Origin of the sequence: Croceicoccus sp. Ery5, assembly GCF_020985325.1 — a bacterium.
In the GTDB taxonomy this organism is placed as follows: Bacteria; Pseudomonadota; Alphaproteobacteria; order Sphingomonadales; family Sphingomonadaceae; genus Croceicoccus.
Genome location: NZ_CP087587.1, coordinates 88,066 through 111,057 on the forward strand (window position 1 = coordinate 88,066; position 22,992 = coordinate 111,057).

A 22,992-nucleotide genomic window follows, 5' to 3' on the forward strand; every position below is an offset into this window, starting at 1 on the left:
GAGAGCGGCTTTGCCCCGCAAACTCGCAAAATAAGGTTAAGGCATTTGAACGGGTCAAGCGCTGACAGGCTTGAACTTCTAAGGCAAGCGCTTCTGGAACAGGCGCAAAAGGAAGGTTTCGTCGCCGCGGGGATCGCAGGCGCGGGCGCCGACCCGCGCCGGATCGCACGGCTGCGCGACTGGCTGGCGCAGGACCGCCACGGATCGATGGGCTGGATGGAGGACCGCGCCGACCAGCGCGGCGCGCCGCAGACCCTTTGGCCCGAAGCGCAAAGCGTGATCGCCCTGGGCATGAGCTATGCCCCCGCGCATGACCCGCTGGCGCTGGCCGATGCGGGGGATCGCGCCCGCATCTCGGTCTATGCGCAGGGGCGCGATTATCACGATACGGTGAAAAAGGCGCTGAAGCGGCTGGCGCGCTGGCTGGTCGGTGAATCGGCGAAACAGGGGGTCGAGGCGGGGGTGAAGGTATTCGTCGATACCGCCCCCGTGATGGAAAAACCGCTGGGCGAGGCGGCGGGCATCGGGTGGCAGGGCAAGCATACCAATATGGTCAGCCGCCAGCATGGCAGCTGGCTGTTTCTGGGCGCGATCTATACCACTCTGGCGTTCCGGCCCGACGATCCGCATCAGGACCGCTGCGGTTCGTGCACGGCCTGCCTGAATGCCTGCCCCACCCATGCCTTTCCCGCGCCCCGCCAGATCGATGCGCGGCGCTGCATTTCCTATCTCACCATCGAGCATAAGGGCCCGATCCCGCATGAATTCCGCGCCGCGATGGGCAATCGCATCTATGGTTGCGACGATTGCCTTGCGGTGTGCCCGTGGAACAGCTTTGCGCAAAGCGCGGCGGCGAACCGCGCCTTCTTGCCGCGCGCCGAACTGGTCGCGCCGCGACTGCGCGAATTGCTCGCGCTGGACGATGCGGGGTTCCGGGCGCTGTTCTCCGGCTCTCCCATAAAGCGGATCGGGCGCGACCGGTTCGTGCGCAATTGCCTGATCGCGGCGGGAAACAGCGGCGATGCCGCGCTGGCGGAACCGGTCAGCGCCTTGCTGACCGATCCCGATCCCGTTGTCGCAGAAGCGGCCGGCTGGGCACTGGCGCGGCTGGCGGAAACGCGCCAGCCCGCGACCTAACCCTCTGCCATTTCCTTTAACGGCACGTCATTATCAGCCAGCAGGGCCGGATCGATCACCGCATGGCGTTCGACCAGCTTCTTGCCCTGAACATAGTCCTTGACCTTGTTCACGCAGTCCAGCGCCACGAACTTGCCGTCGCGCAGATAGATAACGGAAAAGCTGCGCGTGGCCGGATCGCCGCGCACCACGAAATGGTCGAAACCGATCGACAGGCCCACGGTCTGCAATTTCAGATCATACTGGTTCGACCAGAACCATGGCGTCGCCTTGTATGGCTGCTTGTCGCCGCAGATCGCCATGGCGGCGGTCTTGGCCATATCGTTCGCGTTCTGCACCGATTCCAGCCGGATCACCGCGCCATCGGCGTAATCGTTGGCATGGGCCGCGCAATCGCCGATGGCGTAGATGTCGTCGAGCGATGTGCGGCAATATTCGTCGACATCCACACCGTTCGCGCCCGTCGCGCCCGCCACGATCAGCGGTCCGATCGACGGCACGATGCCGATGCCCACGATCACCATATCGGCCCCGACCTCGCTGCCATCGGCCAGTTTCACGCCGGTCACCTTGTCGCCGTCGCCCAGAATGCAATCGACGCCGGTTTCCAGCATGATGTTCACGCCGTGATCGCGGTGTTCCTGTTCATAGAAACGCGACAGCGTCTCGCCCGCAACGCGCGCCAGCACGCGGTCGAGCATTTCGATCAGCACAACCTCGATATCCAGCTTGCGCAGCACGGCGGCCGCTTCCAGCCCGATATAGCCGCCGCCGATGACGACACAGCGTTTCGCGCCCGCGTCGATTTCGGCCATCATGCGATCCGCATCGGCGCGGGTGCGCACTGCATGCACGCCGCGCAGGTCCGCGCCCGAACACGACAGGCGCCGCGCATCGCCGCCCGCTGCCCAGATCAGATGGGTATATCCCATCTGCTCGCCGTTAGAGAGCTTCACGCTTTTGCCGCGCGGCTCGATCTCGGTCACGCTGGTGCCGAGGATGAGGCGGATATCCTTGTCCTCCCAGAACTGGGGAGGGCGGATATAAAGCCGTTCGAATTCCTTTTCGCGCGCCAGATATTCCTTGGACAGCGGCGGACGTTCGTAGGGGGCTTCCTTTTCGCGCCCGATCATGGCGATCGACCCTTCGAAACCGGCCTGCCGAAGGGCCAGTGCGGCGGCCGCGCCGCCATGGCCCGCGCCAACGATGATGACGTCTGCTTGGTTCATTCCGTTCCTTCTCCCCCCGGCATTCGCGCGCCGGGCCAGCGGCGCGTAGGGCTAGGGCAAAGAGGCTGCGGATGGCAAGCGGCTTCCCGCCGGATCAGGCGGGACAGGCGGCTTTCATCGCCTGCATGGTAAGCGAAAGCGACCTCTCGCGCGCGGCGGGATCAAAGGTGTTGCCCGCCAGAACAAGCTCGTCCGCGCCGGTGCGGCGGATCAGCGCGGTCAGGCTTTCGGCCACTTCCCCGCGCGTGCCGATGGCGCTGACCGACCGCATCGCCTGTAATGTCGCAGCCGCCTGCGGGGGCAGGCTGTCGCGATAGCCGGGAACCGGCGGAGGCAGCTTGCCCGGATGGCCGGTGCGCAACGCGACAAAGCTCTGGTCCATGCTGGATGCCATCAGATAGGCTTCTTCGGTGGTGTCGGCGGCATAGGCATTGGTGCCCACCATCACATGCGGCTTTTCGCACGCCTCGGACGGCTGGAAATATTCGCGATAGACCTGCAGCGCATCGTCAAGCTGCGACGGCGCGAAATGGGCGGCGAAAGCATAGGGCAGGCCCAGCCGCGCGGCCAGTTGCGCGCCGAACAGGCTGGAGCCCAGTAGCCAGAGTTCCGGATTGGCCCCTGCGCCCGGCGTGGCCTGCAGCGGCAGGCGTTCGTCGCCCGCAAAAATTGCCTGCAATTCGGCCACGTCCTGCGGGAACTGTTCCGCCGCGCCATGCAGATCCTTGCGCAGCATGCGCGCGATGCGTCCGTCGGCCCCCGGTGCGCGGCCAAGCCCCAGATCGATCCGCCCGGGAAACAGCGCGTCCAGCGTGCCGAATTGTTCGGCGATCACGAAAGGATTGTGATTGGGCAGCATGATCCCGCCCGCGCCGATGCGGATGGTGCTGGTCGCATGGCCGATATGGGCAAGGCATACGGCCACCGCACTGCTGGCGATGCCGGGCATGGCGTGATGTTCGGCCAGCCAGAACCGCTTGTATCCCTCTGCCTCGGCATGGGCGGCAAGGCGGGCGCTGGCGTTCAGGGCATCGGTAGCGGTGCCGCCTTCGACGATGGGCGCGAAATCGAGTACGGAAAGTGTCGTCATGCGACCGATATGGGGAGGCGGGGCGCAGCCTCAATGGCTGGCGGTCAGCAGTTCTTCCAGTGTGGACAGCAGCAAAGCGATATCCTGCGGGCGCGACAGGCGGTGGTCGCCGTCCTTGACCAGCGCAATGCGCACATCCTCTCCGGCCAGTGCATGCGCCAGCCGGATTGAGGTTTCCCACGGCACGTCGGCGTCGCGCTGCCCGTGCAACAGGCGCACCGGCGCGTGGATCGCCAGCGGGTCGGACAATAGCAATTGCGCCTCGGCATCGGCGAAGAACCCGGGATGCGTCGGCGTGGGTTCGGGCCCATAGGGATTGTCTTCGTACAGCACCTTGCCGCCCGCCAGCACGGCGCGCTGCTTCTCGTCATAGCCCCAGCTGGTGAAATCCGGCGCGGCGGCAATGCCGATCATGCCCGCCAGCGCCTCGTCGCCCTCGGCCTGAACCAGCGCGCCTGCGACCAGCAGCATCAGCCAGCCGCCCATCGACGATCCGATCAGCAGGACAGGGGTTTCCGCCGTGCCCGCACCGGCCTGTTCGATCAGATGCAGCACTTCCCCGCGCCAGCGCGACAATGTGCCATCGGCAAACCGCCCCGCGCTTTTCCCGCAGCCCGAATAATCGAGCAGCAGGCACCCGCGCCCGTTGTCCACTGCCCATTGCAGCACAGCCTCTGCCTTGGACCCGGCCATGTTCGACATGTAACCGGGCAGGAACACGATCAGCGGGCCGGCCCCCGCGGCATGGCGATAGGCGAGCGACAAGCCATCGGGGCCGGAGGCAAAGGCGATATCGGGAAGCGCGGTTTCGGCCATGCTCTGTCGTTCTCCGTTCGGCGGATCAGAAATAGAACTCTTCGACGTCCGCGTCTTCCTTGCAACTGGCTTTCAGCGCGGCAAAGTCGGCATCCGGCAGGGCAGGCCGGTAATCCGCACCCTGCAACGCCGCATCCTCGAACTGTTTCTGCCGTTCGGACGGCACCGGATGGGTGGCGACCCATGCGGCCCATTCGGGTCCGTCGCCGTGATCGTCCTTCAGCCGTTCGAAAAACGCCGCCGCACCCAAAGGGGAGATATCCGCCGCCGCCAGCCTTTCGCGGGCGTAATCATCCGCCTCGCGCTCTGCCGCGCGGGTATAGCTGGTCGACGCGATGCCGAAAATGCCGCTGCCGACATCGGAATTGAACCCGCCCAGCAGGATCGACAGGCCGAATTGCCGCAACAGGGCCTGCATCACATGGCGTTCGCGCACATGGCCGATTTCATGCGCCACCACGCCCGCCAGCTCGTCCGCGCTTTCCGCTTCCTGTACCAGCCCGTCGAACACCACCACGCGCCCGCCGGGCAGGGCGACGGCATTGACCATGCCGATATTGGCGATGTCGACGCGGGTGACGGGGCGATCGGGATCGATTTCCTGCGCCAGACGCAGCAGGGCGCGATCGCCCGCGGGCGAATGGCACAATGTATTGCCCATATCGCCGATGATCGCGTCGCCCGCGCGCCGTTCCCACGATGCGGGAATCATCGGGCCCAGCCAGCTGGGTGCAGTCATCACCACCGCCAGCGCCACCGCGCTGATCCCGGCGAACAGCACGGCCGCCTTGGGCAGGCCCAGCCCGTCGATCCAGTGGCCATAGCGGCTCTCACCCGGCAGGCGGGCCGCCAGATCGTCGGGAATCGCCCCTAGCAAACGCAGGCGGAACCCGCGATTGTCGTTCAGCGTCAGCACCGGCCCTTCGGGACGCGTTTCGACGAAACGCAAATCCTGAAGCGGCAGTGCCGTTCGGGTGCCGTCATCCTCTGTCAACAGCAGCTCGCTGCCAGCCAGAGCGGCATGGCCGTCGCGCTTCTTCGCCGTCAGCCCGTCATACCAGCTGGCTTCGACCGTATCGTCCATCGGTCAGATCGCGCCCATGTCGAATGCATCCAGCAGCCCTTCGCCATGTTTCGCCATCGGCGTATCCGACTGCATCAGCGCGTCGGGATCGATCACGCCATAGGCTTCCAGATGGGTGATGAAGAATTTCCAGTGACGATAGGACAGGAAGATCCAGCCGATCCCCAATGTCACCACGACCAGCCCGACATCGCCCATGATCAGCTTGAACCAGTCTTTCGTGCTGGCCGAAAATCCGAAGCTGATATCGTCGCCCAGCCGCATCTCGCCAATGACGACGCGGATATATTTGGCATAGAACAGCAGATAGGCGAGGCCCCAGAGCAGATAGAACGCCAGCATGCCCAGTATGAACAACCACATGAAACTGGCCGCGCTGGCCGGATTGTCCGGCTCGTACTCCTCCATCATGCCAAGACCCAGCGCTGCCGCCACGCCCGCGACGAACACCAGCGCAAGGATGATGAACGGCGCCAGATAGGCAACCAGATAACGTTTCATCAGCGGCGAGAAATCGGCCTGTCCCGAAAAGCGCATCTGGCCGAATGTCATATGGCCCCAGCGCTCGTTCCACAAAGACACCATCGCCCATGGCACCATCAGGCCCATCGCCAGATAGCCGACGGTGTATTTCCACATATAGGACAGGCCATATTTGAAGCCCGGTTCGTAACTGCCGCCGCGAATCCCGCGCCAGTGCGTGCGGCCCAGCCGGTATCGCAGCGCGCGGAACCGCGCCACGCCCGACAGGTAAAAGATCAGCAGGAACATCGAGATCATCACCGCCGCGCCCGCGCCGGGATAGCCCTGCAGCATCAGCGCCTCGACCACGAATTGCAGGACGAGGAAGGGAATGCCGAACAGCACCGCCACCATCAGGAAGCCGAAGAACAATTCCTTGCCCACGCCCGTCCATTCCAGATGTTCGTCGATGAACCGGCTGCGGCTCCACAAATAGCGCCGTTCGCGGGTGGTGGCCCAGAACCGGTAAATGCCCAGCGTGACGATGGTCAGCAACAGGTTGGTAAAGGCGATGGGGGCGAATTCGCGCCAAGTGCCTTCGAAATTGAACGCCGACAGCGGCGCTTCTGCCTGCTCCTGTGGATCATCGCCATCCGGCATGCCGCCCCCTGCGCCAAAGCCCGCACCCGTTCCGTCCATCGATAAACCCCCGTGACCCTTGCCCCGAAAGGTCACGCCATAGGGGGCAAGTGTCAAGCAAAGGGTTACCAAGGCAGGGAAAAATCAATCCGGCGCAAAAATATCCTCGATCGGCAGGGCGAACAGCGCCGCGATGCGAAAGGCCAGCGGCAGCGAGGGATCGTATTTTCCCGTCTCGATCGCATTGACCGACTGGCGCGACACGCCCAGCTGGTCGGCCAGATGCTGCTGGCTCCAGTCCCGTTCGGCGCGCAGGACTTTCAGGCGGTTTTTCACCCGCATTCTCCCCATGCGCCCATGGTGACACGGTTGACCGCGCCGCCAATGCCGAAACCGAAAAACCAGATTACCGCCCACCAGAAAGCCTCGACATGGGCGACCAGTCCGAATTCCTCGAAAAAGCCCCAGACAGTGGCGGCAGACAGGGCGATGCCGGTGGCGATCAGCGTTTGCCGCACGATCAGCAGGCGCAGGAATTCATCCTCCTCCTCGACGATCAGCAGGCCGATGGCGGCGATAAAACCCAGCACGCCCAGCCCCGGCAACAGCGCCAGCAACCAGACGACGGGGCCGGTCACGCCTGCATGATCGATCAGGTAATTGCCCCCGAACAGCGTGGCGACATAGAACGCAGCCGCCACCGCCATGCGCCGCAGATAGCGGCGCTGCGCCATGCTGCGCGCACCCGTCACGCGCAGCACCTCCGGCGCGAGCTTACGGCCAGTGCGGGCAGGGTGGAGATGGCGACGAATGTGGTCCAGTCGGGCAGCACGCCCGCGATATTGAGCAGCGCCACCCCGATGATGCCCGCGCCCCACAGAACTGCCTTGCGATTGGTCATGGTCAAGCCTCCTTGAATTGATGTAAAGCCTGCTTGTCATAATGGCGCCACTTTGTCAAGCGAGCTTGTCAAAATGACGTGCAGCCATGACACGATCTGCACAGGTGCTTTTGCGGGATGACTTTTGCGCGTGCCGTCACTATCTAACCGGCATCATGATGCAGCAGCGCAAATCCACGACAACGACTACCACCGGCTTTGCCCGGGCATGGTCGGTCGCGCGCTGAACGCTGCCGCCGTGGCCCGCAGGTTCGGGCAGATGGCGTCTCTTCCCGAAATTGCCCGTTTTTCGCTGACGCCGCCCCTTCCGGCTTGGCCGCGCTTGTGCCATGGCGCGCCTCTGCCCTTTTGATCGGCCCGAGAGATTATGAGCGAACTTCTGAAGATCAGCCTGCCCGACGGTTCGGTGCGCGAAATGCCGGCGGGCTCCAGCCCCGCCGATGTGGCCGCCGCCATCGGCCCCGGCCTTGCCAAGGCGGCGATTGCCGCGCGCGTCGACGGCGAATTGCGCGATATCGGGCGCCCCTTTGAAGGCGATGCGCAGCTGGCTCTGGTGACCGCAAAGGACGAGGAAGATGCCCTCGAACTCGTGCGCCACGATTACGCCCATGTTCTGGCAGAGGCGGTGCAGGCATTGTGGCCCGGCACGCAGATCACCTTTGGCCCCGCGACCGACGACGGGTTCTATTACGACGTGATGGCCCCCGCGACCCGCGAGCCGTTCGGCATGGAGGATCTTCCCGCGATCGAGGAAAAGATGCGCGAGATCATCAAGGCCGACAAGCCGCTGGTGCGCGAAGTCTGGTCGCGCCAGCAGCTGATCGACCGCTGGAATGCCGAGGGCGAAAAGTTCAAGGCCGAATGGGCCGCCGAGCTTCCTGAAGGCGAGGAGCTGACCGTATACTGGTCGGGCCAGCCGAACAGCGAGGGCGCATGGCTCGACATGTGCCGCGGGCCGCATCTGCCCTCGACCGGCAAGCTGGACCCGCAGGCGTTCAAGCTGATGCGGGTTGCCGGCGCATATTGGCGCGGCGACCAGAAAAACGCGCAGCTGACGCGCATCTATGGCACCGGCTGGCTCAACAAGAAGCAGCTGAACGCGCATCTGATGCGTCTGGAAGAAGCCGCCAAGCGCGACCACCGCAAGCTGGCGCGCGAGATGGACCTGTTCCACTTGCAGGAAGAGGCGCATGGCAGCGTTTTCTGGCATCCCAACGGCTATAAGGTCTGGCGCGAGCTTGAGGCCTATATGCGGCGCGCCATCGACGCGGCGGGCTATCAGGAGATCAAGACCCCGCAGGTGATGGACGCGCGCCAGTGGGAAAAATCGGGCCATTGGGGCAAGTATCGCGAAAACATGTTCGTCGTGCCCGACGAGGTGCCGAACGTGGAAGACGAAGGCCCCGTCGTCAGCCACGATGCCGACTGGATGGCGCTGAAGCCGATGAACTGTCCGGCCCATGTGCTGGTGTTCAAGCAGGGCATCACCAGCTATCGCGAATTGCCGATCCGGCTGTATGAAAACGGCTGCTGCCACCGGAACGAGCCGCATGGCGCGCTTCACGGGCTGATGCGCGTGCGCCAGTTCACGCAGGACGATGCGCATATTTTCTGCCGCGAAGACCAGATCGTCGAAGAAGTCCGCGCCTTCTGCGAACTGGCCGACCGCGTCTACAAGGATTTCGGCTTTACCTATTCGATCAAGCTGGCGCTGCGCCCCGAACAGCGTTTCGGCAGCGAGGCCGACTGGGACAAGGCCGAGGACGAGCTGCGCAACGCAGTGATCGAGGCGGGGCTCGCCACCGAGGAATATGGCTGGGAAGAGCTGCCGGGCGAAGGCGCGTTCTATGCGCCCAAGCTGGAATGGCACCTGACCGACGCCATTGGCCGCACCTGGCAGGTGGGCACGATCCAGTCCGACCGTGTTCTGCCCGAGCGGCTTGATGCCACCTATGTGGGTGAGGATGGCGAGAAACACCGCCCGGTCATGCTGCACCGCGCGATTTTCGGCTCCTACGAACGGTTCATCGGCATTCTGATCGAACATTTCGCCGGCAAGCTGCCCGTGTGGCTAGCGCCGGTGCAGGCGGTGGTGGCGACCATCGTGTCCGACGCCGACGATTACGCGCACGAGGTGGTAGCGAAATTGCAGGCCGCCGGTATCCGCGTGGAAAGCGATCTGCGGAACGAGAAGATCAACTACAAGGTCCGCGAACACTCGGTCGCCAAGGTTCCGCATCTGCTCGTCGTAGGCAAGCGCGAGGCGGAGGAAGGCACGGTCGCGATCCGCACGCTGGGCGAACAGCAGCAGAAATTCTGCTCGCTGGACGAGGCGATCGCCATGCTGAGGGCAGAGACGACCGCGCCCGATCTGCGGTGATTACCAGAGGAAAAATCCGACCAGCAGGCCCGCCTGTATGACGGCGATGACTTGCAGATAGGTTGAAAACGGCTCCTTGCGCGTCTTGTGACGGAACAGATGGCGCGCAAGGAAAGCCCCGGGCGATCCGCCGATGGCGGCAAGGTTCAGCAGCGTAGCCTCGGGCGTGCGCCTGCGCCCTGCAATGGCGCATTGCTTGTCTTCCCAAAAGGCGATCATCGTCCAGACGTTGATCATCACCAAAGCAAGCATTCCTAAATAAAGGCCATATTCCTGAAGCAAGACACGTCGACTCCCAAAACGATCGACCGTGATCTGCGCGGAAATATATTGCAAATCCGTCAACGGACCCCATGCTTTCGCTATCGGGCCTCATAACTATAGGGCAGCATAGAACTGCGATCATGATACGCTGTCGTCATAAATTTCCGGCCCGTCACTCGTGAACCCGCGCAGTTTCCTGCTGCTGGTCGCGATTTGCCTTGTCTGGGCGTTGAATGTCGTGGTGTCGAAGCTGGCGGTCAGCGATCTTGTCATGCCGCCGATGTTCTATGCGGCGGTGCGGTCGGCCATCGTGGCGCTGGCGCTCGCGCCCTGGCTGCGGCCCTTGCCCGACCGGTTCCTGTTCATCGCCGCCGTCGCGCTGGCGGTGAGCGGGGGGTCCTTTGCGCTGATGTTCATCGGGCTGACCGATGCGAGCCCTTCCGCCGCCGGTATCGTCAACCTGTCGGGCGCGCCCCTAACGGTGCTGTTCGCGATCCTGCTGCTGCGCGAAAAGGTGCACTGGCGCCGCGCCATGGGCATTGCGCTGACCTTTCTGGGCGTAGGGATCGCGGTTGCCTCGCCATCGGGTTGGCAGAGCAGTATCGGCCTTTTGTTCGTGGGCGCGTCTGCGGTGGTCGGCGCGCTGGGCAATGTCGGGCTGAAGCGTGTGACGCTGGAGCCATTGCGCATGCAGGCATGGGCAGGCGCGGTGTCAGCCATCGTTCTGCTACCCCTGTCGCTGGCGCTGGAGGAAGGGCAGATTGTTGCCGTCAGGATGGAGCCGTGGGGGGCCTTGGCGGCAGTGCTGTTTTCGGGGCTGATCGTATCGGTCGGGGCGCATACGCTGTATTTCCGGATGATCACCCAGCACGACGTAAACCTGATTGCGCCGCTGACCCTGATGACGCCGGTGTTCACCGTGCTGCTAGGCGTGTGGCTGACGGGGGACCATGTCGGGCCCGAACTGATCGCGGGCGCATTGGTCGCGGCAGCGGGCGTGCTGATGATCGTGCTGCGGCCGGGGCGGAACTATCTGAAGGCGATGCTGGTACGGACGAGGTTGTAGTCAGCTTCAAACCATACGGCCGATGCTGAACTTGGCCCTGTATTGGAGAAATACATGCCTAGCGACGACGATTCACCTCAGCGGACCGGCCACTGCCTTTGCGGCATCGTTATAGTAAGCGTTCCGGCAAGGGCGAATGATATAGGCGTCTGCCACTGTGCCATGTGCAGACGCTGGAACAGCGGGCCATGGATGTCCCTTCAGGTGCCCGAAGCAAAGGTTTCAGGTGCCACGCTGAAAATATTCCGTTCCTCCGGTTTTGCCGAAAGGGGGTTTTGCAGCAACTGCGGAACGCATATTTTCCATCGGCCTGTCGACGGTCCGGAACTTGCCATTTCGGCGGGTTTGTTCAAAGCGCGCGACTTCTACATCGCCCGTGAAATCTTTTCCGACGTCAATCCGGCCTTCTATCACTTTGTGGCAAATAGTGAGAAACAAAGCTCGGCAAGCATGATCCACGAATGGCTTCCCCGGCTGGCATGGCGGCGCATCAAGGGATTGTTAGGGCGAAGTAAGAGTTGATGCCGCACAAAAAAGGGCCGGAAGCGCAAAGCCTCCGGCCCTTTCCCTATCCGTCCAAACCGGACGCGCGGATCAGTAAACGCGCTTCTTCGGTTTGATATAGTCCACATCGTCGGTCAGCGTGAATTCGTGCACCGGACGATAGTCCAGCTTCACGGCGCCGCCCTTGCCGCCCCAGCCGTCGAACCAGCTGGCGGTGTGCTTCATCCATTCGGCATCGTTGCGCTCGGGGAAATCCTCGTGCGCATGGGCGCCGCGGCTTTCCTTGCGGTTGAAGGCCGAATGCATGGTGACGGTGGCCTGCGAGATGAGGTTGTCCAGCTCCAGCGTCTCGATCAGATCGCTGTTCCAGATCAGCGACCTGTCGGCCACGGAAACATCTTCCATCCGCTTATAGGTGCCGGCCAGCTTTTCCTTGCCCTCGGCCATGGACTCGTCGGTGCGGAACACGGCGGCGTGGGCCGACATGGTGCGCTGCATTTCGTCGCGGATGACAGCAGTGGGCGAACCGCCCTTGGAATGGCGGAAATGGTCGAGCCGCGACAGGGCGAAATCCGCGCTGTCCTTGGGCAGGTTGGCATGCGCCGTGCCGGGCTTGATCGTTTCTTTCAGGTGATGGCCGGTCGCGCGGCCGAACACGACAAGGTCGATCAGCGAGTTGGAGCCGAGGCGGTTCGCGCCATGGACCGACACGCAGGCCGCTTCGCCCACGGCGTAAAGACCGGGGACCACGGTTTCCGGATCGCCGTCCGCGCCGATGGTCACGACCTGTCCGTGATAGTTACACGGAATGCCGCCCATATTGTAATGCACCGTCGGCACCACCGGCAGCGGCTGACGGGTCAGGTCGACGCCTGCAAAGATCTTGCCGCTTTCGGTAATGCCCGGAAGCCGTTCGGCCAGCACCTTGGGATCGATATGATCGAGGTGGAGGAAGATGTGGTCCTTGTCATTGCCGACGCCGCGACCTTCACGGATTTCCAGCGCCATCGACCGGCTGACCACGTCGCGCGACGCAAGATCCTTGGCCGAAGGGGCATAGCGTTCCATGAACCGCTCGCCTTCGCTGTTCGTCAGATAACCGCCTTCGCCGCGCGCGCCTTCGGTGATCAGAACGCCCGCGCCGTAAATGCCGGTGGGGTGGAACTGCACGAATTCCATGTCCTGCAGCGGAAGGCCCGCGCGCAGGACCATGCCGCCGCCATCGCCGGTGCAGGTGTGCGCCGAGGTTGCGGTGTAATAGCAACGGCCATAGCCACCGGTGGCGAGGACGACCGCATGGGCGCGGAAGCGGTGGATCGAACCGTCGTCGAGGCAGATGGCGATCACGCCCTTGCACTCGCCGTTCACCATGATCAGGTCGATGGCGAAATATTCGATGTAGAAATCCGCGTCATATTTCAGCGACTGCTGATACAGCGCGTGCAGCATGGCGTGACCGGTACGGTCGGCGGCGGCGCAGGTGCGCTGCACCGGCGGGCCTTCGCCCATGTTCTGCATGTGGCCGCCGAACGGGCGCTGATAGATCGTGCCTTCGGGGTTACGCGAAAACGGCACGCCCGCATGCTCGAGCTCGATCACCGCCTGCGGCGCTTCGCGGACCATATATTCGATGGCGTCCTGGTCGCCCAGCCAGTCCGACCCCTTGACGGTGTCGTACATGTGCCACGTCCAGTGGTCGGGCGTGTTGTTGCCCAAAGATGCAGCAATGCCGCCCTGCGCCGCCACGGTATGCGAGCGCGTGGGGAACACCTTGGTAATGCAGGCGGTCTTCAGACCGGCCTCGGCGCTGCCCATGGTGGCGCGCAGGCCCGAACCGCCCGCACCCACGACGACAGTGTCATAGGTGTGGTCGATGATCTTGTAGGCGGGGGTATTGGTATCGGCCATCTTACGCGCCTCCCAGCGCGATGCGGATCACGCTGATGACGCCAAAGACGCCCAGCGCGACAAACACGAGATTGAGGAGCAGCAGCACGGCAAAGCGGTTCGCGCCATGCAGGTAATCTTCCATCATCACCTGCATGCCCAGACGCGCATGCCAGAAGGTAGAAACGATCAGCAGCACCATGGCGGTGGCGGCAAACGGGCTGGAAAGCCAGCCATAGACCGTGCCGTAGGAATAATCGGGCATGGTGGCGAGGCTGAACACCAGCCACAGCACCAGCACCAGATTGCCGACGGCGGTAAAGCGCTGCAGCAGCCAGTGATGCGCACCGTGATGCGAGGAGCCAAGCCCGCGAACGCGGCCGATACGAGTTCCGTTACCCATTTATCTAATCCCCGTCCCTTGAATCACTTGGCGAACAGGATCACCGCCCAGAACAGGACGGTCAGCAGAATGCCCAGCAGCATGCTGATGATGGACCAGCGATTGTTGCGATCGACTTCGTAACCCGCGCCCACGTCCAGCACGAGGTGGCGGATGCCGCTGCACAGATGGTTGAAAAACGCCCAACTGATGCCGACCAGAACGATCATGCCGATCGGGCTGCCCATCACGCCGGTAAAGGTTTCATACGCCGCAGGGCCAGCCGCGAGCGAGCCCACGAACCAGAGCAGCACCAGAACACCCGCGACCGCCAGACCGTTGCCCGACACGCGATGCAGGATCGAGGCGGCCATCGCCGGACCCCATTTCCAGATCGACAGATGCGGCGAAAGCGGGCGGGCAATGCTGCCTTTGGGATGCGCCATGGATTTCAATCCCCTGCGATGGGCAGCGCAGGAAGGACACCGCCTGTTCGGAATCCGCGCCGCAAATTGAATAGTGCTGCGGGCGCGAATGGCAGGACAGCGCGCCCTAGGCAAGGATTTATCGCGCATTTCCGGCCTTTGCGAAGCGTTCGCATTTCCTGCGGTGCAGTCCGCCGCCACGGGGCTTGTCGGGTGAAGCGGCGCGCATTACCGCTTGCCCGATGGAAAACGCAGCCCGCCCCACCGCTCTTGTCACCGGTTCCTCGCGCGGGATCGGTGCGGCCATCGCCAGCGCGATCGAGGCGCGCGGCTTTCGCGTGATCCGCCACGGCACAAGGATCGAGGGCACGGATGGCGTCGCCGCCGATCTGGGCGACGCGGGCGAAACGGCGCTGTTGTGGGATCGCGCCGTCGATATGGCGGGCGGGCGCATCGACGTGCTGGTCAATAATGCCGGCGTGTTCGAGGCAAGTCCCATCGACAATACCGATGCCTATTGGCTGGCCGAGTGGGAGCGGTGCCTGCGCATCAACCTGACCAGCGCGGCGCAATTGTCGCGGCTGGCGGTGCGCCAATGGCTGAAGGAACCGCGGGACCCCGTGGCGGGCAGGCTGGTCAATATCGCCAGCCGCGCCGCCTATCGCGGCGATTCGCCCGATCACTGGCACTATGCCGCGGCCAAGGCGGGCGAAGTGGCGATGACCAAGACGATCGCGCGCGCCTATGCGGGGCACGGCATTCTGGCCTTTGCGATCTGCCCGGGTTTTACCGACTCGTCACAAGAAGGGTCGGGCGATTATCTCGCATCGCGGGGCGGGCCCGGATTGCTGGCCGATATTCCGCTGGGCCGCGTGGCGGAACCGGCGGAAATCGCCGCCATCGCCGCATTTTGCGCCACTGACGCGCCGCCCAGCATGACAGGGTCCGTGCTGGATGCGAACGGGGCAAGCTATGTCCGTTAGGGTCGCCGCCGTATTACTGGCATTGTTTGCCGCCCTGCCTGCCGCCGCGCAGGATCGTCCCGACCATGAACCGGCGGGCGTATTGGGCGATTGCAACGGGCGCGGGTGGGACGATCCGGCACCGCCCGTCCACATATTCGGCAATGTCTATGACGTGGGCACCTGCGGCATTACCGCGCTGCTGATCGCATCGCCCGAAGGACATGTGGTGATCGACGCGGCGGATGCGGCGGGCGTGCCGGTCATTGCCGCCAATATCGCGGCCCTTGGCTTTGCGCTGACCGATGTGAAGCAGATCCTTGTCAGCCACGAACATTTCGATCACGCGGGCGGCCTGTCGGCGCTGTCGCAGCTGACGGGGGCGCCGGTTGCCGCGCTTGCGCGGGCTGCGACGGTGCTGGAAAGCGGCCAGCCCGATCCCGACGATCCGCAGGCGGCCGAATTGCCCGCAATGGCGCCGGTTGCGGTGTCGCGCATCCTGTCTGACGGAGACGTGGTCGAGGTTGGACCGATTGCGATTACCGTCCATGCCACGCCCGCCCATGCGCCGGGTTCGGCCAGTTACACGTGGGAAAGCTGCGCGAACGGCATATGCGCCAGAATCGCCTATGTCGATTCGCTGACGACCTTCGGGCTGGGGGGATATCGTTTTACCGATCATCCCGATCGCGTGGCGGATGCACGCGCCGCCTTTGCCACGGTCGCGGCCCTGCCCTGCGATATCGTGATGAGCCCGCATCCGCAGGCGACCTTCATGGCCGAGCGGATCAGGGGCGATCAGCCGCTGGTCGATGCGTCGGCTTGCAGCGCCTATGCCGGACGGGCAGGGGCAGGGCTTGACCGGCTGTTGGCGGAAGAGGCCGCGCAATGAGCTGGAAGATCGTCGCCCATGCCCCGCGCGACGTGGTGCAGGCTGCCCTTGTCGCGCATGAGGATGTGTGGGACTGGGATCCCGAAATCGTTATCGCGGGCAGCGAGATTGCCGAGGACAAGCCGCTTGAATGGAAGCTTGAGGCATGGCTGCCGCGAAAGCCGACCAAGGCCGACAAGGCGGCGGTGACGGGTCTGTTCGCCTATGGCGCGCCCGCGCTGGAGGTCGAGAAGCTGCCCGATACCGACTGGCTGGTCGTCAGCCAGAACCTGACGCAGCCGATCCGCGCGGGGCGGTTCCATGTGCACACGCCCGATTTTCCGCCTGCGGAGCAGGAAGGGGTGCGCGATTTGCTGATCCCCGCCAGCCAGGCATTCGGCACCGGCCAGCACGAGACGACGGCGGGCTGCCTTGAAATGCTGTCGCTGATGAAGCGTGAGGGCGCGGTGGTGCGCAATATCGCCGATATCGGCACGGGCACGGGGCTGCTGGCCTTTGCCGCGATGGATATGTGGCCTCGCGCGCTGGCGCTGGCATCGGATATCGATGCTGTCTGCACGCAAGTGGTGGAACATAACGCGCAGGCCAACGGCTTTGCCATGGGCGGCGGCGCGGGCCAGCTGGTGATGACAGTGGCGGCAGGCTGCGATTCGCCGCTGATACAGGCACGCGCGCCCTATGATCTGGTAATCGCCAATATTCTGGCGGGGCCGCTGATCGAATTGTCAGGCGATTTTGCCAAAATCTGCGCGCCGGGCGGCCATCTGGTGCTGGCAGGTCTGCTGACGACGCAGGAACAGGCCGTGCGGCGCGCGGCGTTTCGGGCGGGCTTTCGGCTGGCGCGGCGGGCGGTGAATGGCGATTGGTCGATCCTGTGGCTCCGGCGGCGCAGCGCGCGTTAAGGCTCCTTCGCGGGGCATCGGGCTGGGCCGCGCTGGCCATCGGCGCCTATTTCCTGTGCGGATGGATCGGGTCGTCCTTTCCCGCCCATCGGCAATTTGCCGCTTCTGAAGACGGCATCGATATCATGATCGCCACCAATGGCGTGCATACGTCGGTGGTGGTGCCCGTCCGCGCCGATGGCCTCGACTGGCACCGCGTCTTCCCTGTCACCGATCTGGCCGAACCGGCGCGCCCCTATACGCATATCGGTATCAGCTGGGGCCAGCGCGAGGTGTTTCTCGACACGCCGACATGGGCCGATCTGTCGCCGCTGCTGGTGTTGCGCGTGGCGGGTTTCGGGGGTGAGGGGCTGATGCATGTCGAGCATTGGGTGAACCCGCAGCCGTCGGAGCATTACCGGCCGCTGCGCATCAGCCCCGCGCAATATCGCGCGCTGGTCCGTGCCCTGCTGCGCGATCTGCCGCTGCGGGGGCAGCGGCGGCATTATGCTGGCTATGGCCCGCAGGACGTGTTCTATGACGCGCGCGGGACCTATACGCTGTACCGCACCTGCAATGAATGGACGGGCGAAAGCCTGCGCCGCGCCGGTATCCCGACGGGCGCGTGGACGCCCTTTGCCGGATCGGTGATGAAATGGGTGGAGCGGCCTTTATGAGCGTGTGGCCTGACCCGCCTCTGCCACGATCGCGGCCCAACCGGCTTCGTCGATGACCTCGATGCCCAGTTCCTCGGCCTTTTTCAGCTTTGAACCCGCGCCGGGGCCCGCGACCAGCAGGTCGGTCTTGGCGCTGACTGATCCGGCGGCCTTGGCGCCCAGACGTTCGGCCTGTGCCTTGGCTTCGTCGCGGCTCATGGTTTCCAGCTTGCCGGTGAACACCACGGTCATGCCCGATACGCGGCTGGCGGTGGTTTCGACCACATAGGACGGGGGATCGACCACGCCTTCGCCCGCCTTTGCGCCGATCAGATCGTTCCAGACGTCGCGGTTGTGATCCTCGTGAAAGAAATCGGCCAGCGCCTCGCCCACGGCCCAGCCGATGCCGTCCGCGCCGCCCAGCACGTTCTTGGCCTTGTCCGCCATGCGCGTCTTGAACGGGCTGATCGCTTCGGCGGGACCGCGCGGGTTGTTCTGGCGATAATCGAACAGTTCCCGCGCCTTGGCAGGCAGCAGGCGGATATCGCCGATGCCTTTCAGAATATCGCGGGCCGTAACGGCGCCGATGTGGCGGATGCCCAGCCCGAACAGCAGGCGTGCCGCATCGGGCTGGCGCTTGTTTTCCACCGCTGCCAACAGATTATCGACAGACTTGTCCTGCCACCCCTCCAGCGCAAGAATCTCGGCGCGCCGGTCTTTCAGGCGGAAGATATCGGCGGGGCTTTCCAGCCAGCCGAGCGCGAAAAATTCGTCGATGGTCTTCTCGCCCAGCCCCTCGATATCAAGCGCGCCGCGCGAGACGAAATGCTTCAGCCGTTCGGTCCGCTGGGCAGGGCAGATCAGCCCGCCGGTGCAGCGCACATCGACCTCGCCTTCCTCGGCCACCGCCTCGCTGCCGCATTCGGGACAATGGTCGGGGAAGGGGAAGGCGGGGCGGTCCTCATCCCGTGTCAGGTTTTCGACCACTTGCGGGATCACGTCGCCCGCGCGCTGGATCACCACGCGGTCGCCGGGGCGCACGCCCAGCCGCGCAATCTCGTCCCGGTTGTGCAAGGTGACATTGGTGACGGTCACCCCGCCCACCAGCACGGGGGCAAGGCGGCCCACGGGGGTCAGCTTGCCGGTGCGGCCGACCTGAATGTCGATGGCTTCCACCACGGTCTCGGCCCGCTCGGCCGGAAACTTGCGCGCCAGTGCCCAGCGCGGCGCCTTGGCCACAAAGCCCAGCCGTTGCTGCCAGTCCAGCCGGTCGACCTTATAGACCACGCCGTCGATCTCATACGGCAGGTCGGGCCGCCCCCCGGCGATCGAACGATAGGCGGCATACATCTCCTCCAGCGAATGGCAGATGCGGAAATCGGGCGATACGGGCAGGCCCCAGCCTTGCAGCATGCGGACCATATCGTGCTGGGTGGCGGCGGGAACATCGCTGGCGGCGCCCCAGCCATGCGCCCAGAAGCGCAAGGGGCGTTTCGCGGTGACATTCGCGTCCTTCTGCCGCAGCGATCCGGCGGCGGCATTGCGCGGATTGGCGAACTGGCGGACGCTTTCGGGGTCGAAACCCTCTCCTTTTGCCTCGGCCTTCGCGCGGGCTTCGTCCATCAGCGCGGTATTCAGCGCGGCAAAGGCGGCGCGTTCCATATAGACTTCGCCGCGCACCTCGAACACATCGGGCACGTCGCCGTCCAGCGCTTGCGGAATATCCGCGATATGGGCGACATTGGCGGTCACATCCTCGCCCACCTGCCCGTCGCCGCGTGTCGCCGCGCGCACCAGCCTGCCGCCTTCATAACGGAGCGAGCAGGACAGCCCGTCGATTTTGTCCTCGGCCGTGAAGGCCACCGGTTCGTCCGCGCCCAGTGCCAGAAAGCGCCGCACGCGGGCCACGAAATCGGCAACCTCTTCGTCGTCGAACGCATTGTCGAGGCTCATCATCCGAACCTCGTGCGTCACCTTTGACAAGGGCGAGGCGGCGATTTCGTGGCCCACGTCCTGCGAAGGGCTGTCGGGCCGCACCAGATGGGGAAATGCCGCTTCCAGCTCGGCATTGCGGCGGACCAGCGCGTCATATTCCGCATCCGGAATCTCGGGCGCGTCATCGGCGTGATACAGCCGGTTGTGATGGCGGATCTGCCGCGCCAGCCGCATCAGCTCGTTCGCGGCATCCGCTTCCGATATTCCGTCCAGCGCCGCTTTATCACCGGTCACGCGTTTCGCCCTTTCGTCCAGCCTGTGGTAACCCCCGCCATCAGGGGCGCATCGATCAGGGGGGACTGTTAGCATGGTCGACCGGATTCTGAAGGCGCTGATCAGCGCAATCGTCGGACTTATCGCGCTGCTGTACGTCGCGCATAATCTGGCGAATATCGGCGAGGCATTTGCCTTTTTCACCTATACCACCAGCCATGCCGACCAGACGGCCTATCCCGTGACCCTGCTGCCGGTGCCGCCGCCCTTCCTGATCGTTGTGGCCATGGTGCTGGTCTTTGCGCTGGAGGCGGCGGCGGGCGTGCTGTGCCTGTATGGCGGATGGCGCCTGTTCGCGCTGCGCGGTGCCGATGCGGGCGCGTTCGAACGCGGCAAGGCAATCAGCAAGATCGGGCTGGGCTGCGCGGTGCTGAACTGGTGGGGCCTGTTTCAGGGGATTGCGGTCGCAGGCTATCAGCTATGGCAGATGCCATTGGGCGAAGGGCCGATGATGGGATCGTGGATCTATGGCGGGATCGCGATGGCCAGCCTGATCTATATCAGCCAGCGCGGGGATTGACGCCTATTGCGCCGCGACCTCGAACGCTTCGATCCGCCAGTCCTCTTCCTCGGCTCCGGCGATCCATTCCTGCATCCAGTCATGTTCCCAGACCGCTTCCATATAGGCCTGCGCGAATTTGGGAACGCCGATGCCATAGGTCATGAACCGGCTGACGACGGGGGCATAGAAGATGTCGGCGGCAGAATAGCTGCCGAACAGGAACGGCCCGCCCGAACCGAAACGCGACCGCGCCTCTGCCCAAAGCGAAAGGATGCGCACGATATTGCCCTTGGCCTCGTCCGACAGATCGATCCCTTCGACCCGGCGGCGCACATTCATCGGCAGTTCGCGGCGAAGCGCCTGATAGGCGCTGTGCATTTCGGCGACCATCGAACGGCACAAGCCGCGCGCGACGGGGTCCTTGGGCCAGAACCGGCTGCCCGCCAAAATGTCCTTTCGGGCGTGCTGGGCTTCCTCGCAGATCCTGTCGTCGAGATATTCGAGGATGGCCAGGCTGTCCCAGATAACGACTTCGCCATCCCACAGGATCGGCACCTTGCCGCTGGACGGCTGGACATCGCCCCAGTTCTTCTTGGCATCCTCCCACTCCTCACCGCTGATATTGACGGTGATCTCTTCGAACGAGAGGCCGGACTGTTTCGCAGCAAGCCATCCGCGCAGGGACCAGCTGGAATAGTTCTTGTTGCCGATGATCAGTTTCATGGGGCGCGGGATTAGACCTGCACGACCGTGAAGTCGAGCGATCTAATCCCGCATTGCATTTCGGCGCCGGATCAGGCGGGCTTGATGAAATAGCCGACCACGGCCCAGCCCGATGCTTCCTTGACCAGAGTAACGGTTTCGACCGTGTTCTTCATATCGGTAAAGTCGGTGCGGAACTGCAGCACGGCATATTCGCCCTTGGGCACGCCGGGCAGGCTGTCGGTAAGGTTCGTGCTGGCCAGCTGGCGCGATACCAGCGCGCCCAGCGGCTGGCGGACGGGCTGGACCGTTTCGGTCCATTGCGCCGCGGTCAGCTGCGATTTGAACATGGTGCCCGCGGTTTCCCAGCTCTGTTCCCACTGGCTGCTGTCGACCAGGGCCAGCCAGCCACGCGCGGCGACGGCGCTGGCGCCTTCGGTCTCGGCAGCGGCCTGCATTTGTACGGGGGCGGTCTGCGCGGCGTTTCCGGCGGGTGCGCCGGTCGTTCCGGTGATCGACGAAAGCGCGATGGCAGCGATGATAAGCGACATGATGATCATTCCTCCTGAAAGCCACATAAGGGGATGTCCTTTCTTGCGGCCGGTTGTTGACTGATCCTCTTGTGCCTGTTCCCCGTTTGCGGATTCGACCCCGAATGCGTTGTGCGCCAGCGATTCGGGCGCGGCTTGCGGTGTGTGCGCAGAAAATTCGGGTGCCCCTGAAAATTGGGGGTCGCCCTCGATCTCGGCCAGCCTGCGGGCGGCTTCGCGGCTGCTGTTCACGCCCAGCTTGGCGCGGGCATTGCGCAGCCGGTCGTTCACCGTATGGACCGACAGATCCAGCTCTCGCGCGATCGATTTCGCCTCGTGCCCTGCCAGCAACAGGCGCAGCGTTTCCTTTTCCCGCTCTGTCAGGGCCGGATATTCCGCGCTCATTCGATTGCCCCTCTTTGCCGGTATTGCCCCATCACCGGCACCCAGCATAGGGTGGAGTGCGCGCGCTTTCCAGTCGCCTTTCCATATATTGCGCAGCCGCAATCGGGGCTTGCGCATGGCCATGCGAATGCGCAAAAGCGCCTCTTCCCGCAGCACGCCGCCAAGGCTGTGCGAGGGGGATGACAAGAGGATGCCTGGCCGTTTCGTTTTTCGAAGGACGCCATGCAGCAGCGAACCGACATATCGCCAGCCATCGACGGGTGCGCCACCGACGAGTGCGCCACCGCTGAACGCGCCGCCGAACATGCGCCGGTGCGCGACCTGATGCGCCATTCGCTGGCCGAGGACTGCTATGCCATCGTGATCGGCAGCAGCATGATCGCCTTTGCCGTGGTGCTGCTGCACAAGGCGGGGCTGGTTACGGGCGGCATGGCGGGCGTGGCGCTGCTGGCCAGCTATCTGGTGCCGCTGCCCGCGACGACCCTGTTCATCGTCATCAATATCCCGTTCTTCTTTCTGGCCGCGCGCTTCATGGGGCGGTCCTTTGCGTTCAAGACCCTGCTTGCCAATGTGGCGATCATGGTGCTGGGCATGGTGGTGCCGTGGGGCATCGTGACCGATAGCGTGAATCCCCTGTTCGCGGCGCTGATCGGCGGCTGGATGGCGGGGCTGGGCATATTGTCGCTGGCCCGCCACGGCGCGGGTGTGGGCGGTTCGGGTATCGTCGCGCTGGCGCTGATGAAGACGAAGGGGTGGAACGCGGGCCGCACGCAAATGATCGGCGATGCCGCGATCCTGACCGCGTCACTCGTCACTCTGGACTGGCTGCCGTTCCTGATCTCGGTCCTGTCGGCGCTGGCGATCAATTCGATCCTGATGGTGAACCACCGGCCGGGGAGATATGTGGGTTATTGAGCGGGGGGGGCGC

General features: G+C 64.1%; 25 protein-coding genes. 10 read left to right on the forward strand and 15 right to left on the reverse strand.

Annotated features, from left to right (window positions below; all coding sequences use genetic code 11):
* The first annotated feature begins 45 nt into the window (after window positions 1-45).
* A complete protein-coding gene (queG, locus tag LOZ74_RS00380; protein ID WP_230292420.1) occupies window positions 46-1,137 on the forward strand; it encodes a tRNA epoxyqueuosine(34) reductase QueG in 1,092 nt (363 codons plus the stop codon).
* Here queG and LOZ74_RS00385 read toward each other — a convergent pair.
* The 8 genes from LOZ74_RS00385 to LOZ74_RS00420 all read right to left on the reverse strand — a co-directional run bounded on the left by LOZ74_RS00385 (window position 1,134) and on the right by LOZ74_RS00420 (window position 7,358).
* Window positions 1,134-2,366 carry an NAD(P)/FAD-dependent oxidoreductase gene (locus LOZ74_RS00385; protein WP_230292421.1) on the reverse strand — a complete coding sequence of 411 codons (1,233 nt, stop codon included), beginning with the start codon at window positions 2,364-2,366 and terminating at the stop codon, window positions 1,134-1,136. The genes queG and LOZ74_RS00385 overlap by 4 nt on opposite strands.
* 94 nt (window positions 2,367-2,460) lie before the next feature.
* Entirely contained in the window at window positions 2,461-3,456 is a 996-nt protein-coding gene (locus tag LOZ74_RS00390) for an LLM class flavin-dependent oxidoreductase (protein ID WP_230292422.1), read from the reverse strand.
* A 30-nt stretch (window positions 3,457-3,486) separates the two neighbouring features.
* Window positions 3,487-4,272 (reverse strand): alpha/beta hydrolase, encoded by a 786-nt coding sequence (locus tag LOZ74_RS00395; RefSeq protein WP_230292423.1) that lies wholly within the window; start codon window positions 4,270-4,272, stop codon window positions 3,487-3,489.
* A gap of 25 nt (window positions 4,273-4,297) precedes the next feature.
* Window positions 4,298-5,356 carry a M48 family metallopeptidase gene (locus LOZ74_RS00400; RefSeq protein ID WP_230292424.1) on the reverse strand — a complete coding sequence of 353 codons (1,059 nt, stop codon included), beginning with the start codon at window positions 5,354-5,356 and terminating at the stop codon, window positions 4,298-4,300.
* Window positions 5,357-5,359: 3 nt separating this feature from the next.
* Window positions 5,360-6,517 carry a YjgN family protein gene (locus LOZ74_RS00405; RefSeq protein WP_370638855.1) on the reverse strand — a complete coding sequence of 386 codons (1,158 nt, stop codon included), beginning with the start codon at window positions 6,515-6,517 and terminating at the stop codon, window positions 5,360-5,362.
* A gap of 84 nt (window positions 6,518-6,601) precedes the next feature.
* Complete coding sequence (locus LOZ74_RS00410) at window positions 6,602-6,793, reverse strand: helix-turn-helix transcriptional regulator (RefSeq protein ID WP_230279441.1); 192 nt, start codon at window positions 6,791-6,793, stop codon at window positions 6,602-6,604.
* Window positions 6,790-7,209 (reverse strand): hypothetical protein, encoded by a 420-nt coding sequence (locus LOZ74_RS00415; RefSeq protein WP_230292425.1) that lies wholly within the window; start codon window positions 7,207-7,209, stop codon window positions 6,790-6,792. The genes LOZ74_RS00410 and LOZ74_RS00415 overlap by 4 nt, the downstream gene beginning before the upstream one ends.
* Window positions 7,206-7,358: a hypothetical protein gene (locus LOZ74_RS00420; RefSeq protein WP_230279439.1), complete on the reverse strand. Its 153-nt coding sequence runs from the start codon at window positions 7,356-7,358 to the stop codon at window positions 7,206-7,208. The genes LOZ74_RS00415 and LOZ74_RS00420 overlap by 4 nt, the downstream gene beginning before the upstream one ends.
* 367 nt (window positions 7,359-7,725) lie before the next feature.
* On the opposite strand from LOZ74_RS00420, the gene thrS reads away from it, so the two are divergent.
* Entirely contained in the window at window positions 7,726-9,738 is a 2,013-nt protein-coding gene (gene thrS, locus LOZ74_RS00425; protein ID WP_230292426.1) for a threonine--tRNA ligase, read from the forward strand.
* Here the strand turns inward: thrS and LOZ74_RS00430 are convergent, their stop codons facing one another.
* Window positions 9,739-10,083 (reverse strand): DUF1294 domain-containing protein, encoded by a 345-nt coding sequence (locus LOZ74_RS00430; RefSeq protein WP_370638856.1) that lies wholly within the window; start codon window positions 10,081-10,083, stop codon window positions 9,739-9,741.
* A gap of 97 nt (window positions 10,084-10,180) precedes the next feature.
* Here LOZ74_RS00430 and LOZ74_RS00435 point away from each other — a divergent pair, with 97 nt between their 5' ends.
* Entirely contained in the window at window positions 10,181-11,068 is an 888-nt protein-coding gene (locus tag LOZ74_RS00435; RefSeq protein ID WP_230292427.1) for a DMT family transporter, read from the forward strand.
* Window positions 11,069-11,260: 192 nt separating this feature from the next.
* Window positions 11,261-11,590 (forward strand): GFA family protein, encoded by a 330-nt coding sequence (locus LOZ74_RS00440; protein WP_230292428.1) that lies wholly within the window; start codon window positions 11,261-11,263, stop codon window positions 11,588-11,590.
* A gap of 72 nt (window positions 11,591-11,662) precedes the next feature.
* Here LOZ74_RS00440 and sdhA read toward each other — a convergent pair whose 3' ends face one another.
* From sdhA to sdhC, 3 genes are read right to left on the reverse strand one after another with little or no spacing between them, the layout of a single operon-like run.
* Window positions 11,663-13,480, reverse strand: a complete 1,818-nt coding sequence (gene sdhA / locus LOZ74_RS00445) for a succinate dehydrogenase flavoprotein subunit (protein WP_230292429.1) — start codon at window positions 13,478-13,480, stop codon at window positions 11,663-11,665.
* Between the two features lies 1 nt (window position 13,481).
* The gene (gene sdhD, locus LOZ74_RS00450; protein ID WP_230279434.1) at window positions 13,482-13,862 is read right to left on the reverse strand and encodes a succinate dehydrogenase, hydrophobic membrane anchor protein; all 381 of its coding nucleotides are present in this window, start codon (window positions 13,860-13,862) and stop codon (window positions 13,482-13,484) included.
* A gap of 23 nt (window positions 13,863-13,885) precedes the next feature.
* Window positions 13,886-14,287, reverse strand: a complete 402-nt coding sequence (gene sdhC / locus LOZ74_RS00455; RefSeq protein WP_230292430.1) for a succinate dehydrogenase, cytochrome b556 subunit — start codon at window positions 14,285-14,287, stop codon at window positions 13,886-13,888.
* Between the two features lie 221 nt (window positions 14,288-14,508).
* On the opposite strand from sdhC, the gene LOZ74_RS00460 reads away from it, so the two are divergent.
* Genes LOZ74_RS00460 through LOZ74_RS00475 form a run of 4 tightly spaced genes read left to right on the forward strand, consistent with a single transcriptional unit; the run spans window position 14,509 to window position 17,678 of the window.
* Window positions 14,509-15,249 carry an SDR family NAD(P)-dependent oxidoreductase gene (locus tag LOZ74_RS00460; protein WP_230292431.1) on the forward strand — a complete coding sequence of 247 codons (741 nt, stop codon included), beginning with the start codon at window positions 14,509-14,511 and terminating at the stop codon, window positions 15,247-15,249.
* Window positions 15,239-16,120, forward strand: coding sequence for a subclass B3 metallo-beta-lactamase (bla, locus tag LOZ74_RS00465; RefSeq protein ID WP_230292432.1), 882 nt, complete (start codon window positions 15,239-15,241; stop codon window positions 16,118-16,120). Before LOZ74_RS00460 ends, bla begins: the two co-directional genes overlap by 11 nt.
* Complete coding sequence (locus LOZ74_RS00470) at window positions 16,117-17,022, forward strand: 50S ribosomal protein L11 methyltransferase (RefSeq protein WP_230292433.1); 906 nt, start codon at window positions 16,117-16,119, stop codon at window positions 17,020-17,022. The genes bla and LOZ74_RS00470 overlap by 4 nt, the downstream gene beginning before the upstream one ends.
* Window positions 16,983-17,678: a DUF2459 domain-containing protein gene (locus LOZ74_RS00475; RefSeq protein WP_230292434.1), complete on the forward strand. Its 696-nt coding sequence runs from the start codon at window positions 16,983-16,985 to the stop codon at window positions 17,676-17,678. Before LOZ74_RS00470 ends, LOZ74_RS00475 begins: the two co-directional genes overlap by 40 nt.
* Here the strand turns inward: LOZ74_RS00475 and ligA are convergent.
* Window positions 17,673-19,826: an NAD-dependent DNA ligase LigA gene (gene ligA, locus LOZ74_RS00480; RefSeq protein ID WP_230293768.1), complete on the reverse strand. Its 2,154-nt coding sequence runs from the start codon at window positions 19,824-19,826 to the stop codon at window positions 17,673-17,675. The two genes, LOZ74_RS00475 and ligA, sit on opposite strands and share 6 nt — an antisense overlap.
* A gap of 133 nt (window positions 19,827-19,959) precedes the next feature.
* Here ligA and LOZ74_RS00485 point away from each other — a divergent pair, with 133 nt between their 5' ends.
* Window positions 19,960-20,445: a DUF2165 family protein gene (locus LOZ74_RS00485; protein ID WP_230292435.1), complete on the forward strand. Its 486-nt coding sequence runs from the start codon at window positions 19,960-19,962 to the stop codon at window positions 20,443-20,445.
* 3 nt (window positions 20,446-20,448) lie between these two features.
* Here the strand turns inward: LOZ74_RS00485 and LOZ74_RS00490 are convergent, their stop codons facing one another.
* Window positions 20,449-21,150, reverse strand: coding sequence for a glutathione S-transferase family protein (locus LOZ74_RS00490; protein WP_230292436.1), 702 nt, complete (start codon window positions 21,148-21,150; stop codon window positions 20,449-20,451).
* A gap of 71 nt (window positions 21,151-21,221) precedes the next feature.
* Window positions 21,222-22,064, reverse strand: a complete 843-nt coding sequence (locus LOZ74_RS00495) for a DUF4019 domain-containing protein (protein WP_230292437.1) — start codon at window positions 22,062-22,064, stop codon at window positions 21,222-21,224.
* A 222-nt stretch (window positions 22,065-22,286) separates the two neighbouring features.
* On the opposite strand from LOZ74_RS00495, the gene LOZ74_RS00500 reads away from it, so the two are divergent.
* A complete protein-coding gene (locus LOZ74_RS00500) occupies window positions 22,287-22,979 on the forward strand; it encodes a YitT family protein (protein WP_230292438.1) in 693 nt (230 codons plus the stop codon).
* Window positions 22,980-22,992 lie beyond the last annotated feature (13 nt).

What these genes read in the sequence shown, in the direction of transcription:
- LOZ74_RS00385 (WP_230292421.1), bottom strand. Translation starts at nt 2,366, where the DNA reads ATGAACCAAGCAGACGTCATCATCGTTGGCGCGGGCCATGGCGGCGCG.
- LOZ74_RS00390 (WP_230292422.1), bottom strand. Translation starts at nt 3,456, where the DNA reads ATGACGACACTTTCCGTACTCGATTTCGCGCCCATCGTCGAAGGCGGC.
- LOZ74_RS00395 (WP_230292423.1), bottom strand. Translation starts at nt 4,272, where the DNA reads ATGGCCGAAACCGCGCTTCCCGATATCGCCTTTGCCTCCGGCCCCGAT.
- LOZ74_RS00400 (WP_230292424.1), bottom strand. Translation starts at nt 5,356, where the DNA reads ATGGACGATACGGTCGAAGCCAGCTGGTATGACGGGCTGACGGCGAAG.
- LOZ74_RS00405 (WP_370638855.1), bottom strand. Translation starts at nt 6,517, where the DNA reads ATGGACGGAACGGGTGCGGGCTTTGGCGCAGGGGGCGGCATGCCGGAT.
- LOZ74_RS00420 (WP_230279439.1), bottom strand. Translation starts at nt 7,358, where the DNA reads ATGACCAATCGCAAGGCAGTTCTGTGGGGCGCGGGCATCATCGGGGTG.
- thrS (WP_230292426.1), top strand. Translation starts at nt 7,726, where the DNA reads ATGAGCGAACTTCTGAAGATCAGCCTGCCCGACGGTTCGGTGCGCGAA.
- LOZ74_RS00440 (WP_230292428.1), top strand. Translation starts at nt 11,261, where the DNA reads ATGTCCCTTCAGGTGCCCGAAGCAAAGGTTTCAGGTGCCACGCTGAAA.
- sdhA (WP_230292429.1), bottom strand. Translation starts at nt 13,480, where the DNA reads ATGGCCGATACCAATACCCCCGCCTACAAGATCATCGACCACACCTAT.
- sdhD (WP_230279434.1), bottom strand. Translation starts at nt 13,862, where the DNA reads ATGGGTAACGGAACTCGTATCGGCCGCGTTCGCGGGCTTGGCTCCTCG.
- sdhC (WP_230292430.1), bottom strand. Translation starts at nt 14,287, where the DNA reads ATGGCGCATCCCAAAGGCAGCATTGCCCGCCCGCTTTCGCCGCATCTG.
- LOZ74_RS00460 (WP_230292431.1), top strand. Translation starts at nt 14,509, where the DNA reads ATGGAAAACGCAGCCCGCCCCACCGCTCTTGTCACCGGTTCCTCGCGC.
- bla (WP_230292432.1), top strand. Translation starts at nt 15,239, where the DNA reads ATGTCCGTTAGGGTCGCCGCCGTATTACTGGCATTGTTTGCCGCCCTG.
- LOZ74_RS00470 (WP_230292433.1), top strand. Translation starts at nt 16,117, where the DNA reads ATGAGCTGGAAGATCGTCGCCCATGCCCCGCGCGACGTGGTGCAGGCT.
- ligA (WP_230293768.1), bottom strand. Translation starts at nt 19,826, where the DNA reads ATGCGGCTGGCGCGGCAGATCCGCCATCACAACCGGCTGTATCACGCC.
- LOZ74_RS00485 (WP_230292435.1), top strand. Translation starts at nt 19,960, where the DNA reads ATGGTCGACCGGATTCTGAAGGCGCTGATCAGCGCAATCGTCGGACTT.
- LOZ74_RS00490 (WP_230292436.1), bottom strand. Translation starts at nt 21,150, where the DNA reads ATGAAACTGATCATCGGCAACAAGAACTATTCCAGCTGGTCCCTGCGC.
- LOZ74_RS00495 (WP_230292437.1), bottom strand. Translation starts at nt 22,064, where the DNA reads ATGAGCGCGGAATATCCGGCCCTGACAGAGCGGGAAAAGGAAACGCTG.
- LOZ74_RS00500 (WP_230292438.1), top strand. Translation starts at nt 22,287, where the DNA reads ATGCAGCAGCGAACCGACATATCGCCAGCCATCGACGGGTGCGCCACC.